Genomic DNA, 15,741 nt, shown 5'->3' with positions numbered 1-15,741 from the left:
TAATTAAAATTTAACATATCACAAAGTATATTGCAAGCGTTTCCTTAACGTTTTTTTCATTTGTTTTTAATTTTATAAGTTATTTATTCCAGATCTTTTTTTATTTGACACATCATTGGAATTTTTCAGAAAGCAATAATAAAATAACGTATGTCAAAAAAGAGATAATCCTATTTTTAGGATCATCTCTTCCGCAGCAAAGCTCTCATTCTCTATTTTTTATCGATCATGGATTATTTGAAAAGCAAGTTCATTGAAATAATGGAATTTTGGCGTATAAGCTGGCATAAAGCCGAAACTGTCGACAGCAAGTTGCGAGATCGTCATTTTCCGCTCAATAAAACTCGCTAACAGATCCAGATCTGACAGCAAAAACTCCGTGCTGATCAGCTGCCCTCCTAGGATTTCCATGGTCTCTGGACAATAGATCAGCTTTGCTTTGACTGTTGTATCCAGCGAACGATATGCCGGATACAACTGAAATATTCCTGTGTAAGATCGTACCTGTTTTCCCAAGAACGGGGCTTCGTCCTCCGTCAGTCCAGCTGTTCCCAAAAAGTATCCTGCTATCCTAGTTGCTGTCAGTCGCTTCGACCGATCAAAGACAGTTGGCTGTCCGCTGATCGTTAAAGCAACAGCCCGTGCCATATGGACCGCCCGAGTGATCAGCGGCATAAATAGATGAAGATCATTTGAAGGATATGTGATCGGAACAATATCGCCGATCGCATAGATGTCAGGATCGCTTGTCTGCAGATACTCATCGACAACTACTGTCTCATCTTCATACAGTTCTACCTTTTCTCTTAATATACTGGTATTAGGATGTGCTTGCGAAGGAAAAATGACAAGATCTGTTTTGATTGATTGGGAGAGTATACGAATCTCTGTTAAGCGGTCACCTTCTTTTTTGTGGTCGATCAAAAGCTCATTCGGATGAAAAACGATCCCTTTTGAAGCGAGCTGGTCTTCAACTTCACGGATCATCTCCCCGTCAAAATAGCGTGACAAGATATTCGGCATATGATCGATCAGGTGGATGGTGCACCCTTTATCTGCCAATGAATTTGCTAATTCCGTTCCGATGTATCCCGCGCCGAAAATGGTGATATCCTTTGCATTCTCCAAATAAGAAAGAGCCTGACGTGATTCATCTAATCCTTTGTAGACAAGGACATTTTCGCCCTCCAGTAGCGTGTTCTTTTCTGACGAAGAGCCCGTTGCGATGATCAATTTGTCATACGCTAGCTGTTTGCTCACACCATTAGCAGCGACTAGTGTGATCTGATGCTGTTCAGGAGCGATGGCGCATACTTCATGCTCTGTTAGCAGGATCAGTCCTTTTTCAAGTAAGGGGTGAAGATCTGTCGTGACTTCATTCAGCTCGCTGATCGTTCGATTCAGATACATGGTTAGCCCGCTGGAAATGTAGCCTGCTTCTTCTCGTTTCTTTCCATCAATCAAGTAAACCTCGTCCGTCGAGTCCAGCTTCAGCAAACTATCAGCAGCAGCTATCCCGCCATGGGAGGCTCCGATTATTACGATTTTCATAATTTGTCCATCCTTAATTTGATTTTTTGCAAATAACATTGTCTTAGAAACTGATTGAGATAAGGAAAATCAAAATCATATTCACTGCTTGTCAGTACGAAGACCTGTGCAGATTGCTGCGAAGGATATTCTTTGTTCTGTCCGGTCAAGATCACGTCGTATGATTGTCCCTTTTGATAACTGACAAGATCAAACTTGATCGATCTGTCCAGCCGTTCATGGATAATTTCCATCATGATGTCAGACATCAGCCGTTCATAAGGGAAATCACACGCGATCGTCAACCGGAGCTCTACTTTCTTGAATACCATGACTAGGATGGAAATATAACGTCCATATAATTCTAATCCTGCATGTAACCGATCTTCGTCTGACAAACCGAGTATGTCGAAGGATTGTTGGGTCATTTTTTTGCACAAAGCAAGCAACTGCTGTTCTTGGTTTTCTAAAATCCTCTGCTTAAGACCAGACTGTCCAAAAACACTTACTAGTCCTCTAAAGTAAACCAGTCGATAGTGATTCTGCATGACTGTCAAAGCGACTTTTTGTGAAAATTCTTCTGTAAATTCGTAAAAAGAAAAAGCATCCTGCACATTTTTTTTGAATGTCCGATTCAGTTCACCGACCAGATCGTCTTTGTATTTTTCCTCTAACAAAAATCCCTGTACTCGTTTGTCCGAAGTGTCCAAGGTGAAATTACAGATCATAAAAAGATAGAAGATCAATGTTTCATTCTGGTTCCAGCTAAACGCATACTGGAAGAAAAAACGTGACAAGAAGGTCTGCAACGAGATCAAAAACGGGTCCTCCTCAAATAAATGGAGCGGCAGATTCTGGTAATCCGGCACAGCTTTCTTGACACATCGCAGTCTGCTCTTAGTGATTTTCAGCCAAAGCTTGAACATAATCTCCCCGTCTTCGGTAAATGTGAAAGGAAATGTTTCTTCCAGTAACGCTAACAAAACTTTTGTCGCCTGGTCTACTGCTTCCAGTTGATTGACTCGGTAAGGGCGTCCAAACCAGAGAAGCTGGAAATAGAAATACCTGATCTGGCTTTCCGAGCCTTGCAGCCGGCCGTTTTTTATCTGCAAATGGAATTCTTGGAGAATGGCATTCAATTCTTTGATTCGGCGTGTCAGCGTTGCTGTACTGATGTTCAGCTGAGTCAGCAGCTTTTGTCGCTCGTAGGTTCCGTGTTCTAACAGATGGAGCAAAATCTGATATTTGATTGATTCCTGCAAATAGGCATAATAGAATTCATTGGCCGAAAGATTTCCCGAACGAAAAAGATTCAGCTCACCGTCTTGGTATTCTAACGTCAATCGCCCATCAAAGGTTTCTAGATGTGCTTTTAGCATCTGCACATCTTCTTTGAGCGTTGCTCGGTCGACAGTCAATCGATCAAAAGCCTGATTGACAGAAATCGAGCCCTTTTCCTCTAACAAAAGCTGAAACAATCTGATTTGTCGCTGTTCGTTCTTTTCAAGCAAACTGAAAAGTTCCAAGTCTACTCCCCCTAGCTTTATTTCTTCAACAGCAATAGATACAAAAAATCAGCTTTTTTTGAAACTTCAAGTGTGGGATAAAGCAATCAAGCAGGCTGGGTCAAAACGCGATCCCAGCCTGCTTCCCATCTTTAAATCCAGATAAACGGCGAGACAAAAGCAACATTTTTGAAGAATAAGCTGAAGTCCGCTAAAAACCGATGAATGATTTTCAACCATTTCTTCTTATCTCTCGGAACACTTTTGTCCTCACCGTAGTTGATCAAATGATTAGTTTACAGGGCCTGTCGACAATTCCCATGTCACTACACCTTGATAGGTCTGTCCTGCCTGTGCATCTGTGCTGTTATTTACTTCTAAGAGTAAACCATCTGCAGCAGCAAAGTCAACGGGAATTTCTCCTTTGCTGATTCCATCGCTTTGATAGATCAGCGTATTTTGCCCATTTTGGATACGTTGCTTTGTTCCTTCGTGATTGAAATACAGTTCAGCACCACTCAATAATTTCCCGTCAGTGTTCTTAAAAGGTGAAGATAACGTTCCTGTCAGCTGCCAAGCCGACGAGCCGGGCAACCGCGTATCTCTTACATCAAATGAAAATTCACCGGATGCTTTATAGTAAGTTTTCTGAACGGGTATCGGAAGATCATTGCCAAAAGTAAAATCATCTGGCGCATCAACAAGCGTCAGTTCCTGCTGCGGGATATGGATGGTCTTTACCGCTGTCTTGATTTCAGCATTTGGCAGTTTTGTCCCGTCAGACAGCATGATATTCCCTGACAGGATAGCTGGTTTCGTCGGGATATCGAGTGGCTGTACAGCATTTATTTTGTAATTGTAAGTGATCGTTATCTTGTTACCTGTGTTTGCCAAATAACTAGCTGGGACTGTGATCCCTTGCTGAAGTGCTGTATCAGCTACTGGATTGCCATTCAACGTGATCGATTGAGGCACAAGTGTCGTATTGGCCGGTAATGCGATCGTCACTTTCTGGTCAGTCAAGGCATCTCCTTGCTTCGTCAATGTGAAAGTACTGCTTTCTTGTACAGTGTCACCTGCTAAAGCCGTTAGCGGATCCCCCGAATCTGGCTGTCTGCTGAGGTTTTTCAGATGGCTCTCTTGACTGATCGTCGGGAAAGTCGCCACAGTGATCCAAGGTAGTGTCGTGATCCCTTTTTGTTCCGACTGCCATTTATAAGCGAGTGCCGGATATGTTTTTGAAAGTACATCATCGATCAGTTTATAGTCAAAGTAATATTGACCCGATGGCAACGCAGGCATCATAGTAGATGCAGGATTGACACTTCCATTGTTTGTCGTGAGATTCTGGAATAGACTGTCACTGAAATTAGGGATCAGTTTTTGGGTATTTTTATTATACAACCTGTAATGGATTGATCCTGTGGTCAATGCGGCTGCATTCCAAGTCGCTTGTACTTGATAGGGTGCACTTGGCAGAAGTTTCCCCCATGCACTATCCGCTGTCAGATTCGTCGGTACGACGGAAGCACCCACTTGATACTGTTCTAGTACTTTGAGCGTGACAGGTGATAATGGCGCACCTTCTGCATCTGTTCCGCTATATAAAATGTTAGTCAGCTGATTCAAGCCGCTCGTGCTTGCCGGAGTGTGACTCAACGAAGCGCCTGAGGTCACATTTTTTCCTGTAAAGTAATTGACCACTCGATTGAAACGAGTTGCAGGAAGTTGATCGAATCGCCCCTCAGAAAGTCCCATCGTCAATGTTCGATTATTCGTTGTTCCGGGAAGGTTTCGATTGTTGCCATCCACATACTCGGAATCGTCTGCCAGCGTATTGTACGTGCCTGTTGCATCATTTGGCGAGATATAGCTGTTCCAAGTATTGATTTCTGTACTTGCTGTAGCTGCATATACGCTGGGATCGAGCGCACCATTTGTCAATTTAGGATAAAACCTTCCGCCAGCTGGAGCCAGGATCGAGTTGAACATACGGTCTTGGATGATATTATTCGAATCATAAAAATCTACCGAGAATGCAGCTTTCTTACTTAAAGAAGGCTGTAATTTCCCTTTTGACAAGATCTTGTTAGGACTCGTGTCGAATTTATCCCCGTTTTCTGTCATTTTTGCGACATCTACCGAAATATCGAAACGAAGAGGGATATCATTCACATTGAAACCGGGTTGGGTGATGATATTGATGATACTTGCTAAAAGAGAAGAAGTATCCCATGATCCCATACCAAAACGAAGCGTGTGGTTTCCTGCTGACATCAGCCCTTCATTCGTCAGCTTGACAGAAGCGCCCGAAATATTCAGATAAGCATTGTTCCAATCGATTGCTTTCAATACATCACTACTCGATACATGTTCCGGCAGATTCACGATCGCAACGAATGCGAAACCTTGTGCCGTGATATTTAGGACATCGAGCACGTTCGTCAGCTTGACATGGCTCTCCCAATGAAAATGGATCGTACCACCTTTCCATGGATCATTCGACCCGTCATTCGTATACGTCACGGTCAGTTTGGGTAATTGATTGGCCCCTGTCAGCTGAACGACTTTCCCGCCATTCACGGCACTCCGCCCACCATTTTGCGGGACTATGTTCTCATACGTATTCGGATCATAAGTAATCGGCGGCGGCGTAGCTCCGACTGCGTGCACAGGTTTTGAAACAGCAAAAAAACCGATGATCGTCAAACTGATAAAAAGGAGAAAGCGAAGAGAATATCGTTTAATCTGTTGTGTGTGCATCATCTTCTTCCTCCTTCCGTTTTTTCCAGATGAACAGCCCTAATAAGAGCAGGCTACTGCCAAGCATCGGCAGCAGGTTAGTTGACTGTTCATTCGTCTTTGGCAGTACTTGATTGGAACCGGGCTTTATGATTGTCGGATTCTGACTGGTCGTTCCTGCCTCTCCAGGTTCACTTGGCTTAGGAACAGGCGTGGTGTCATAAAAAGTGATCCCACCAGAGCTGACAGCATCCGCTTGTACGGATATCTGTCCGCCAGCACTTAACAAGCTAGCGGCTAGTATTCCGATTAAAACGATTTTTTTCAACGAACTCACCTCATTTCAGCGTATCTTCCTTTTTCTTTTTCCGATGCAGCCAGAAAATCACCAAGAAGACGATCAGAATCAGTGCAAGTGTGATCAGAACCACATTCATCCATGGAAATGCTTTTTCTTCGACTGCAAACACAGAATTCTTATTCACTTCTTCTGCTTTTTCTTTTGCGATCGTAAATTTCTGAGTGAAATGCCATTCATGCCCATCGCCTGACTTTGCCGAAATATCTGCTTGATACTCCCCAGCTTTTGCTTTGTCTCCTGCCAGATCCAGATTCAAATGAAAATTGGAATTTGGTGCGACTAAGAATTCATTGGAAGTGTTGTCGATATATGGCTGTCCTTCATAAGAGATCTTGCTTGTAAATACGAGCTTGCTGATGATCGTAGGCGCAGGATTCTGGAATAGCAGCTGGACAGCCGGCTTTGCATTGACAGCACTGACGTCTTCTGATAGAAGTTTCAGATCCGGTTCTACAGCGTCTCGGCTTTCCTGCAAGACGACTGCCAGATTATAAGCGATCCGATTCTTGATCTGAGTTCCCTCTTTTTTGTCTGCTGTATCTGGATCATCTGTCTTAGGGCTAACATGGATACCCGCAAGGACTCGTCCTGCAAAGCTAGAAGCAGGCACCTTGACTTGTATCGGCACATCGATTGATGATTTTGCTGGAACTTCTATCTCTTTTTCTGACAAAAGCAACACATCACGTACATCAAACGGCAATGTCTCATCTAATCTTGGTTTTTCTTGCCCATAATCGATCGTACCTCCATCACTTGTTACTGCTGGATTAATGGAAAGATCAAAACATCGAGCGTTATCGGCCGAATTGCTGATTGTTACTCCAATGGTTTGTTCCTGGCTCGGCGTCACTAATAAATCAAAATAACCGATTGCTTTGTCTATTTGATTGTCTGGAAGGATCGGCTTTACCCCAAAGTCTCCCATTGTATCAGCAGCATGACTCATGCCTGGAAATCCAAAAAATATACTTAAAATAGCGAAAAGCGAAACTACGAATCGTTTACTTTGATTCACTATCAACACGTTCCTTTCAAAAAAACTGCGGCAAAAACATCAAGCAAGGATGAAAGTCAAATTCGTTTTCGCCGCAGCCTAGAATTTTTAAGCTACAGGTCCTGCAACTAAGTTCCAAGTCAAATCTGCTGTAAATGTCCCAGCAGCTGCTTTAGGGACTTTCAATGTGATATTTGCTGGATCATAGACAGATAGCCATGTACCTAACCCTTGATCTTTATCTGCTACAAAGATCGGTGTAGCAGCAGAAGCACTGCTCAAACCTGTGATCGTTTGACTTTGTGGTGCAGTAGAATCATTGTCTGGCGTTGATTTACTTGTTGCTGTGCCGAAATTCAGTTCTGCCCCTTCCAGTTTTTGTGTCCCATTCAGAAAATCAGAAACAGATACAGTGACATTCCAACCTTGTGCTTGGCCGTCTGCTCCGACACCGCGGCGGTCAGATACTTGCAAGTATGGGGAATCATTTTTCGCTGCATCGACTGGATAAGTTTTCGTTCCGCTTTCGATCTCGTGTGTGCCAAATGGCAAGTTAGGAACAACGTCAAGTGTCAATGGTCCTGTTTGTCCTGTAGCTGGGTTTTCTGGATCTTCTGGTTCAACTGGCTGTGTTGGATCTGTAGGATCAAGTGGTTCTACTGTATCTGTTGGTTCAGTAAACGTGATATCTCCTGTTGATTTTGCTTCTCCTTCTGCAAAGACAGGGGTAGCTAGACCGCCTAGTAAAATCGTTGAAACTAATAATGTACCGATCATATTCTTTCTCATAGTAAATCACTCCTTTGTTTTTGTGCCCTTAGTATATAGGGAGAAAAAGTGAAAAAATCATCAGGATTTCATCCGCTTACAAGAATTTATGAGCTTTTTTGGGTATACGCAAAAAAAGAACAAAAAATGTCGATAACGACACTTGTTTGTTCTTTTAAGCAATCATTTCTTCACTGTTTTTAGCCCTTCCAAAAATTTTTTGATGGAAAATCCCTACATCCACTTGTTTTCGCGCAATTTTATTTTCTTGATATCTTCAACTGTTTGGGTCCCTGCCAGCTGCATGACCATTTCCAGCTCGGTTTTGAAAAAATCGAATACTTGATGGATCCCTGTACTTCCGCCTAGAGCAAGTCCATAGATCGCTGGTCTTCCGATCGCCACTAGATCTGCACCTGAAGCGATTGCTTTGAACACATGCTGCCCCCGGCGTACACCACTGTCAAAGACGATCGGCACTCGTTTATCGACAGCTTCTGCCACATACTGCAAGGAATCAAAAGCGGCAGGGCCACCATCCAATTGACGTCCTCCGTGGTTTGACACCCAAATCCCGCCTGCGCCGGCATCTAATGAACGATAGACATCTTCTTCTGACTGGACGCCTTTCACATATACCGGCACATCGGTGTGCGCAGCAATAAATTCAACATCTTTAGGACTGAGTTTCTGCTTCGACGATTTATAGACTGCATCCATCGTTTGCCCGACTCCTGACTGATACGCTTGGACGATCGGCATCGGTAACGGAAAAGTGAATCCGTTTCTCCGATCTGTTTCACGGTTCCCGCCAACTGTTGCATCCGCTGTCAATACGATCGCTTTTGCACCGTTGCGTTTCGCCATGTCTAATATATCCAAGTTGATCCCATTGTCTTTACTCATATAAAACTGGAACCATTGTGGCGCTTCTATCCCTCCTGCTTCTCGAATCTCTTCTAATGTACAGGAGGCATAAGAGCTAGCTGTATAGATCGTGCCAAACTCAGAGACGCCTTTTGCCGAAGCTTTTTCTGCTTGTTCATGGGCCAATCCATGAGCGGCTACTGGTGCCATGATGATCGGTGCGGTCAATTCTTCCTGGTCAAAAACGGTCGTTGTATCCGGCAATTCCACATCTTTCAGCACATGTGGGATGATCAGCCGATGATTAAAAGCCCTTTCATTTTCTTGATACGTGAATAGATCTCCTGCGCCACTGCTGATATAGCCATAGCCACCTGTCGGAATGACATGTGAAGCAGCTACCTCCAGATCCTCCATGTTGATAAAGTCGATGATCCCTTCTTTTGTCCCGGCCTGATATACTTTTTCCATAGTTTTTCCTTCTTTCTGATAAAATAAATATCGAAAAAATGATAGCGTTTACACATTTTATAGTACACTTCTGCATTGATACAGGCAAATCATCTGTTTCAAAAAATTTCGCCTTTCGTATCTAGCAGCGAGTACGTATCAAAACCATTCTTCTAAATAGACATTCGTTTCGAACAATAGAGATTGGATACTCGGTAAAGGAAATTTAGTTTGTTACCTACTGCATTTTTCAGTTGTAATCTTGATATCTTGCGAATTGGCCACAAGGACGACGCATTCTTTCTTGACGGTCTCCCCTTGCTACATAACACTGTGCTCATATGGTCCAAGTAGACAGGAATACATTTTAAATATGTAATGATGCGTTAGATGACAATTGAGTTATTCTTTGCCATGGCCAAATAATAACAGCTACTATCATTATTTGAAAAATCATTTTTTTCTTGAAAAAAGAATTTTTTGGAGCATAAGCAAAGTCGTTACAAGCCCGATTTCTTGTGACATAGAGGATCACGTAGTAAAATGAAAAACAATCAATCTATTTGTTTTTATTTTCTAATCAAAACAACAAAAAATTTTCATATAAGAAATGACGCGATGCTTCACTTTATAAAATATGCTGCATTTGCCACTTGTCATATAAATAATTTTTATCGTTACCACGTATTTTGACTATAGCAAAACAAACGGACTATACTTCGTTTGTATTAAAAACTTAGGGGGAATTTTTCATGTTGAAAGGATTAAACTTACTGAATAATCCATTTTTAAATAAAGGAACAGCCTTTACAAAAGAAGAACGTGCCAAATACGGCATCACTGGTATGCTTCCAAGTACTGTCCAAACATTAGAACAACAATCAGTTCAAGCATATGGTCAATATTTGAGCAAACAAACAGATTTGGAAAAACGTATTTTCTTGATGAACCTATTCAATACGAACCGTACATTGTTCTACAAATTGATGGGTGAACACTTAGTTGAATTCATGCCAGTCGTTTATGATCCAGTTGTGGCAGATTCAATCGAACAATACAACGAAATTTTCTTGAAACCACAAGATGCTGCTTTTCTTTCAATCGATGAACCAGAAAACATCAAAGCAAGCTTGGAAAACGCTGCTGACGGCCGCGACATCCGCCTGATCGTTGTTACAGACGCAGAAGGAATCTTAGGTATGGGTGACTGGGGTGTCAATGGTGTCGATATCGCTATCGGTAAATTGATGGTCTATACTGCTGCTGCCGGAATCAATCCTGCACAAGTATTACCTGTTTCAATCGATGCTGGTACAAACAACAAAGAATTGTTGAACAACCCATTATATCTAGGTAACCGCCACGAACGTGTGGAAGGCGAAACTTACTATGAATTCATTGACCAATTCGTCAATGCAGCAACAGATTTGTTCCCTGAACTATTGTTGCACTGGGAAGACTTCGGACGCGGAAATGCCGCAACGATCTTAGAAAAATATGAAGACAAGATCACTACTTTCAATGATGATATCCAAGGTACAGGGATCGTTGTTTTAGCTGGTGTATTAGGTGGTTTGAATATTTCTGGCGAACAATTGAAAGATCAAACAATCTTAACTTTCGGTGCTGGTACTGCCGGTGTCGGTATTGCAAATATCCTTTTAGATGAAATGATCCGTCAAGGTGTACCTGAAGAAGAAGCACGTACACACTTCTATCAAGTCGACAAACAAGGCTTGTTATTTGAAGATACTGAAGGATTGACTCCTGGACAAATTCCATTTGCCCGCAAACGTTCTGAATTTGCGAACCATGCAGAATTGACAAACTTGGAAGCTGTCGTAAAAGCAATCCATCCAACAATCATGATCGGAACATCTACACAGCCAGGTGCCTTTACAGAAGAAATCGTAAAAGAAATGGCTGCACATACACCACGTCCAATCATCATGCCTTTGTCAAACCCAACAAAATTGGCGGAAGCAAAAGCACAAGATTTGATCGAATGGACAGATGGTAAAGCATTAGTCGGAACAGGTATCCCTGCCGCAGATGTTGAATATAACGGTGTAACTTACCAAATCGGTCAAGCAAACAACGCATTGATGTATCCAGGTCTTGGTCTTGGTCTGATTGCTTCAACAGCAACTCGTGTGAATGCTGAAATCATTTCTCAAGCAAGTCGTGCATTGGGTGGTATCGTTGATGTGACAAAACCAGGTGCAGCAATCTTGCCTCCAGTAGCCAAAATCACTGAATTCTCTCAAATCATCGCTGAAACTGTAGCGAAATCCGTTGTTGCACAAGGATTGAACCGTGAAGAAATCACTGATATCAAAGCTGCTGTAGAAGCTGCTAAATGGGTCCCAGAATACAACGATTTAGAAAAATAATCATTTAATTCGTTTGACGAATAGACTACTCTTTTCGAGCATGTCCAAATAAAAGAAGAAAAAGCGGCTGCGGCAAAAATAGCGAGTACTTCCGCATACTTTTGCCGCACTCTCTTTGCCTTCTGATTGATAAAAATGAGAAAGGATCTGTCTGAATGGCACAAAAAGAAACATCAACTGTCTCACCAGTTGAAGAAAAGAAAAAAGAAGGTTTTTGGTCAACGAAAATCAGCGGTGTCAGCCTGCCAATCTATTTGATCATGCTTGTTGTACTGATCGCTGCGATGGCATTAGGCAAACTTCCGACAAACATGATCGGACCAATCGCTGTTTTAGTTATCTTAGGAAATTTATTCCATTTTATCGGTACGAAAATCCCTATCGTTAGAAGTTATCTAGGTGGCGGATCTGTTTTTGCTATTTTTGCTTCTGCTGCGATTGCTACATTCGGCATCTTGCCTGATTATGTGGTCAAATCTACAGAGAACTTCATCAACAATATGGGTTTCTTGGATTTTTACATTGCAGCTTTGATCACCGGTAGTATCCTTGGGATGAATAGAAACTTACTGATGAAAGCTTCTGTACGTTTTATTCCGGTAGCACTTATTTCAATGGTTGCAGCTTTCTTTGCTGTCGGACTTGTCGGTATGCTGATCGGCAATGGATTTGCTGATTCTGTCCTTTATGTTTCTTTACCTGCTATGGCTGGTGGTGTCGGTGCCGGAGCTGTTCCGCTATCTACCATCTATGCAAATGTCTTAGGAACGGATGCTTCACAAATCATTTCCCGATTGCTTCCCGCTACAGCGATGACGAATGTCTTGGCGATCATCGGCGCTGCTTTAGTTGCTCGTGCAGGTCAATCAATGCCTAAGATCAACGGGAACGGAAAACTGATGGAAAAAGGCGACCTTGGCGATGGAAAACCTCGTAATGTCAAACCAAGCATCCCTCAATTAGGAGTTGGTCTGATGGTTTCGATCACTTTCTTCATCCTAGGTCAAATCTGTAATTACTTTGTACCAAAAGTTCATGCGTACGCATTCATGATCATCATCGTCGTGATTTGTAAAATCGCGAACCTATTACCTGAGTACTATGAAGATGCAGCAATCATGTTCAATAACCTTGTCGTTAAAAACTTGACTGCGGCTGTTCTCGCAGGTATCGGTATCGCTTTGCTGAACTTGAACGTTTTAGCTTCTGCATTGACATGGCAATTCGTTGTTTTATGTCTAACAAGTGTGATCGTTATCTCTCTTGTTTCAGGATTTGTCGGTCGTCTATTCGGCTTGTATCCAATCGAATCAACGATCACTGCCGGCTTGTGCAACAACTCAATGGGTGGTACTGGGAACGTAGCTGTTTTATCTGCTGCTAACCGTATGGAACTGATTGCTTTCGCACAAATGGGTAACCGACTTGGCGGTGCCATCGTCTTGATTATTTCAGGATTCTTGATGCAGCTGTTTTCTTGATAAAACTAAAAAAGACAATCAAGCGATGCTTGGTTGTCTTTTTTTGTGCGTTGATTTCCCTCTACTCTTGCATCTGCCGATTGTTCAATTGGCAAAAAAAAGAAACCCTGCTATAACAAGGTTTCTCCCATTCTTTGAAACTATTCTTCTTCTTCAGCCATGAATGTATTGAATACTTCTTCGATCATGTCCCATTCAGCGTCTGTTTCGATTTGTTCCAGCTCGCCTTCTGTTCCATCTTCGTTTTCGATATATGCATAAGCCTGTAATTCTACGTCTTCATCTTCTGATACACCAGCTGGATAAAGCAGGACATAGTTACGTCCGAATTCTTCTTGTCCATCTACTGTCAGCAAGATTTCGTACAACGTTTCGTTTCCTTGGTCGTCCACCAATGTGATGTGCTCATGCCCTTCATGATCATGTGTATGGTTATGTTCTGTCATAAGATTACCTCTTTTCATTTATTCTAAAATAATTGCTTGCCTGAACCGTCTAAATAATTTTGTAAAATCATCACAGCGGCTAATTTGTCAATCACTTTTTTTCGCTTGGCTCGCGATGTATTTGCTTGTTCTACTAACATTCGTTCTGCTTGAACAGTCGTCAGCCGTTCATCCTGATAATCGACTGGCAGAAAAAACAATTCCTTGATTTTTTCTCCATAAGCCATTGATGCTTCGGCTCTTGGCCCGATTGAATTATTCATGTTCTTAGGCAATCCTACGACAAAGCGCTCAACTTCATACTGTTCGACCAGTTCCTTCAAACGGTCAAACCCGAATTCGCCTGCTGCTTCGTCGATCCGAATGATCTCTACTCCTTGAGCCGTCCAGCCAAATGGATCGCTGATAGCGACACCTACTGTTTTTGAGCCGACGTCCAAGCCCATCACCCTCATAGATTGACCCCATGATTTGATAGATAATCCTTCACGATAACTTCCATGATTTCATCGCGTTCATGACGACGAATCAGATTTCGTGCATCACGATAACGAGGAATGTAGGCCGGGTCTCCAGAAAGCAAGTAGCCAACAATCTGGTTGATTGGATTGTAGCCTTTTTCTTCTAAAGCCCGATAAACGATCGCTAATGTTTCGCTGACTTCTTTTTTACGACTATCATCAAAACCAAAACGTACGGTTTCATCTGTAAAACCCATGATTCTACACCTCTTTCCCGCAAGGTAATGAACTTACCTTATACACCCTTATTTTACTCGAAGTAAGGCAAAACTACAAACAAATATTCAAAACTTCCAGAGAAATTAAGAAACATCTAACTATATCATTTTTTGCCCAGTTTCTGTCGTTTTGCTTTTCTTTTTTAGAAAAGCTTTCTTTTATTAAAGTATACGCTAAAATTTATCCGATGTATGTTTTTACACAGTTTTTTCACAAAATTCACAAAAAATTCGAATACGGACTGTTTTTTATTTTGCTTTCGTAGCCTGTCCTGTTTCGTAATTGATCGTATAACCTTCTTGTACATTATAGATGAATACATTGAACACCAGTTTTTTGTCTTCAATACTTTCGGCTTCTAATTGTACGCCTCGCGCCACTAGTTCATTCCCTTCAAAATGCGGTGTGACACGGTAACGGACATGGTGATTTGTTTCCTTGATATAAGCTGCGATATCATTTTCATGCGCTAGCATATAAGGTGCATTCAACGAACGTGTACCAGTCATGAGGTTTTTTATGTTATTGTTTTGTCCGGTCAACTGGAATCCGATCAAATGGCTCCGGTTATATAACCATTGTCCGTCGCTTAATTTCTTTTGTTTCCAGCCTGTTGGATCGATATATAGAGCTTCTCTTTTTTCCGTTGGGAACAACTCCTTGCCTAGCATCGCATTTGCTTGGCCTACTCTGTTCAAGCGGTCGATATCCGAATAGCTTTCCCACGTTCCTTTTGACAGGCTGAGGTCTTCTTGTGTGAATGTCGGCTTGTTGCCGTTGATCTCGATTTCCTGATGTTTGCCATCATAGGCAGGCACATCAGCCACCTTTGATGCTTGCGGGGCAGAATCGAATATCCCTGTGATCTGCTGCAGGATATCTGAATCTTTTTGAGTGGTCGTGATGCCCAATGCTCCTGCGATGACAGCAACAACGAGTCCCACGATCGCTTTTGTAGACTTTTTGCTCATTCTCTTACTCCTTTTCTAAACAACTCCCTAAATCTTAACATATGTTCCCCTATAAGGAAATACTGAAAAAGCGTAAAAACCGGCCAATTGCAGGTATTTTTCCATAAACAAAAAAGAAGAGGAGATCCTCTTCTTCATGCACTTGTCTTGTAGATTAACATATGCTTCGTTCTTCTAGAAACAAATTTGAGTGTTCAAAACAGGGTAACAGTCTCTCGTGCGCGATGTTCAAAAGCTTGCATCTGCGGCATCAAGTCTGATCAGATACAAAATATGAGAAGCTATTTTCAGCTGATCGTTCTTACTGCTTGATGCAGATCAGCTTTTTCACAACCTTTTTTAAGCGGGTGACGGGAATCGAACCCGCGACATCAGCTTGGGAAGCTGGGATTTTACCACTAAACTACACCCGCGATACAAGAAACAGTATACGCCTATTTTTTTCGCAGCTCAAGTTTTTTTCAGACCTTTTTCGCTTCTTTTTTCAAAT

The 15,741-nt window shown here is 42.1% G+C and carries 13 protein-coding genes and 1 tRNA gene; 2 read left to right on the top strand and 12 right to left on the bottom strand.

The genetic code is table 11. From position 1 onward, the window contains the following. Nucleotides 1-219: 219 nt before the first annotated feature. The 7 genes from G7Y42_RS02160 to G7Y42_RS02130 form a co-directional block, all read right to left on the bottom strand. Nucleotides 220-1,551 carry an FAD/NAD(P)-binding oxidoreductase gene (locus G7Y42_RS02160; RefSeq protein ID WP_165003753.1) on the bottom strand — a complete coding sequence of 444 codons (1,332 nt, stop codon included), beginning with the start codon at nt 1,549-1,551 and terminating at the stop codon, nt 220-222. After that, nucleotides 1,548-3,056 (bottom strand): helix-turn-helix domain-containing protein, encoded by a 1,509-nt coding sequence (locus G7Y42_RS02155; protein WP_165003755.1) that lies wholly within the window; start codon nt 3,054-3,056, stop codon nt 1,548-1,550. The genes G7Y42_RS02160 and G7Y42_RS02155 overlap by 4 nt, the downstream gene beginning before the upstream one ends. Nucleotides 3,057-3,326: 270 nt before the next feature. Continuing rightward, a complete protein-coding gene (locus tag G7Y42_RS02150; protein ID WP_241161896.1) occupies nt 3,327-5,801 on the bottom strand; it encodes a WxL domain-containing protein in 2,475 nt (824 codons plus the stop codon). Beyond that, nucleotides 5,779-6,105 carry an LPXTG cell wall anchor domain-containing protein gene (locus G7Y42_RS02145; RefSeq protein WP_165003757.1) on the bottom strand — a complete coding sequence of 109 codons (327 nt, stop codon included), beginning with the start codon at nt 6,103-6,105 and terminating at the stop codon, nt 5,779-5,781. Before G7Y42_RS02145 ends, G7Y42_RS02150 begins: the two co-directional genes overlap by 23 nt. Nucleotides 6,106-6,115: 10 nt before the next feature. Beyond that, the gene (locus tag G7Y42_RS02140) at nt 6,116-7,156 is read right to left on the bottom strand and encodes a DUF916 and DUF3324 domain-containing protein (RefSeq protein ID WP_165003759.1); all 1,041 of its coding nucleotides are present in this window, start codon (nt 7,154-7,156) and stop codon (nt 6,116-6,118) included. 87 nt (nt 7,157-7,243) lie between these two features. Further along, nucleotides 7,244-7,924, bottom strand: a complete 681-nt coding sequence (locus tag G7Y42_RS02135; protein WP_165003761.1) for a WxL domain-containing protein — start codon at nt 7,922-7,924, stop codon at nt 7,244-7,246. Between the two features lie 213 nt (nt 7,925-8,137). After that, on the bottom strand, nt 8,138-9,241 hold the full coding sequence (locus G7Y42_RS02130) for an alpha-hydroxy-acid oxidizing protein (RefSeq protein ID WP_165003764.1): 1,104 nt from the start codon (nt 9,239-9,241) through the stop codon (nt 8,138-8,140). 731 nt (nt 9,242-9,972) lie between these two features. Here G7Y42_RS02130 and G7Y42_RS02125 point away from each other — a divergent pair. Continuing rightward, nucleotides 9,973-11,613, top strand: coding sequence for a malolactic enzyme (locus G7Y42_RS02125; protein WP_165003766.1), 1,641 nt, complete (start codon nt 9,973-9,975; stop codon nt 11,611-11,613). Between the two features lie 155 nt (nt 11,614-11,768). Next, on the top strand, nt 11,769-13,094 hold the full coding sequence (locus G7Y42_RS02120; protein ID WP_165003768.1) for a 2-hydroxycarboxylate transporter family protein: 1,326 nt from the start codon (nt 11,769-11,771) through the stop codon (nt 13,092-13,094). A gap of 140 nt (nt 13,095-13,234) precedes the next feature. On the opposite strand, the gene G7Y42_RS02115 is transcribed toward G7Y42_RS02120, so the two are convergent. The 5 genes from G7Y42_RS02115 to G7Y42_RS02095 all read right to left on the bottom strand — a co-directional run bounded on the left by G7Y42_RS02115 (nt 13,235) and on the right by G7Y42_RS02095 (nt 15,664). Further along, nucleotides 13,235-13,540 (bottom strand): DUF1292 domain-containing protein, encoded by a 306-nt coding sequence (locus G7Y42_RS02115; protein WP_165003770.1) that lies wholly within the window; start codon nt 13,538-13,540, stop codon nt 13,235-13,237. Nucleotides 13,541-13,563: 23 nt separating this feature from the next. Then, a complete protein-coding gene (gene ruvX / locus G7Y42_RS02110) occupies nt 13,564-13,995 on the bottom strand; it encodes a Holliday junction resolvase RuvX (protein WP_165003771.1) in 432 nt (143 codons plus the stop codon). Then, entirely contained in the window at nt 13,992-14,258 is a 267-nt protein-coding gene (locus G7Y42_RS02105) for an IreB family regulatory phosphoprotein (protein ID WP_002290885.1), read from the bottom strand. The genes ruvX and G7Y42_RS02105 overlap by 4 nt, the downstream gene beginning before the upstream one ends. A gap of 270 nt (nt 14,259-14,528) precedes the next feature. Next, entirely contained in the window at nt 14,529-15,251 is a 723-nt protein-coding gene (locus tag G7Y42_RS02100) for a DNA/RNA non-specific endonuclease (RefSeq protein ID WP_165003773.1), read from the bottom strand. 342 nt (nt 15,252-15,593) lie between these two features. Further along, a tRNA-Gly gene (locus tag G7Y42_RS02095) sits at nt 15,594-15,664 on the bottom strand. Between the last annotated feature and the right edge of the window lie 77 nt (nt 15,665-15,741).

Source organism: Enterococcus sp. ZJ1622, from assembly GCF_011038845.1.
In the GTDB taxonomy this organism is placed as follows: Bacteria; Bacillota; Bacilli; order Lactobacillales; family Enterococcaceae; genus Enterococcus_B.
This window is presented reverse-complemented; position numbering and strand designations above follow the sequence as displayed.

Excerpts from the sequence above, each read along its gene's own strand:
- G7Y42_RS02160 (WP_165003753.1), bottom strand. The coding sequence starts at position 1,551 with ATGAAAATCGTAATAATCGGAGCCTCCCATGGCGGGATAGCTGCTGCT.
- G7Y42_RS02150 (WP_241161896.1), bottom strand. The coding sequence starts at position 5,801 with ATGATGCACACACAACAGATTAAACGATATTCTCTTCGCTTTCTCCTT.
- G7Y42_RS02135 (WP_165003761.1), bottom strand. The coding sequence starts at position 7,924 with ATGAGAAAGAATATGATCGGTACATTATTAGTTTCAACGATTTTACTA.
- G7Y42_RS02130 (WP_165003764.1), bottom strand. The coding sequence starts at position 9,241 with ATGGAAAAAGTATATCAGGCCGGGACAAAAGAAGGGATCATCGACTTT.
- G7Y42_RS02125 (WP_165003766.1), top strand. The coding sequence starts at position 9,973 with ATGTTGAAAGGATTAAACTTACTGAATAATCCATTTTTAAATAAAGGA.
- G7Y42_RS02120 (WP_165003768.1), top strand. The coding sequence starts at position 11,769 with ATGGCACAAAAAGAAACATCAACTGTCTCACCAGTTGAAGAAAAGAAA.
- G7Y42_RS02115 (WP_165003770.1), bottom strand. The coding sequence starts at position 13,540 with ATGACAGAACATAACCATACACATGATCATGAAGGGCATGAGCACATC.
- ruvX (WP_165003771.1), bottom strand. The coding sequence starts at position 13,995 with ATGAGGGTGATGGGCTTGGACGTCGGCTCAAAAACAGTAGGTGTCGCT.
- G7Y42_RS02105 (WP_002290885.1), bottom strand. The coding sequence starts at position 14,258 with ATGGGTTTTACAGATGAAACCGTACGTTTTGGTTTTGATGATAGTCGT.
- G7Y42_RS02100 (WP_165003773.1), bottom strand. The coding sequence starts at position 15,251 with ATGAGCAAAAAGTCTACAAAAGCGATCGTGGGACTCGTTGTTGCTGTC.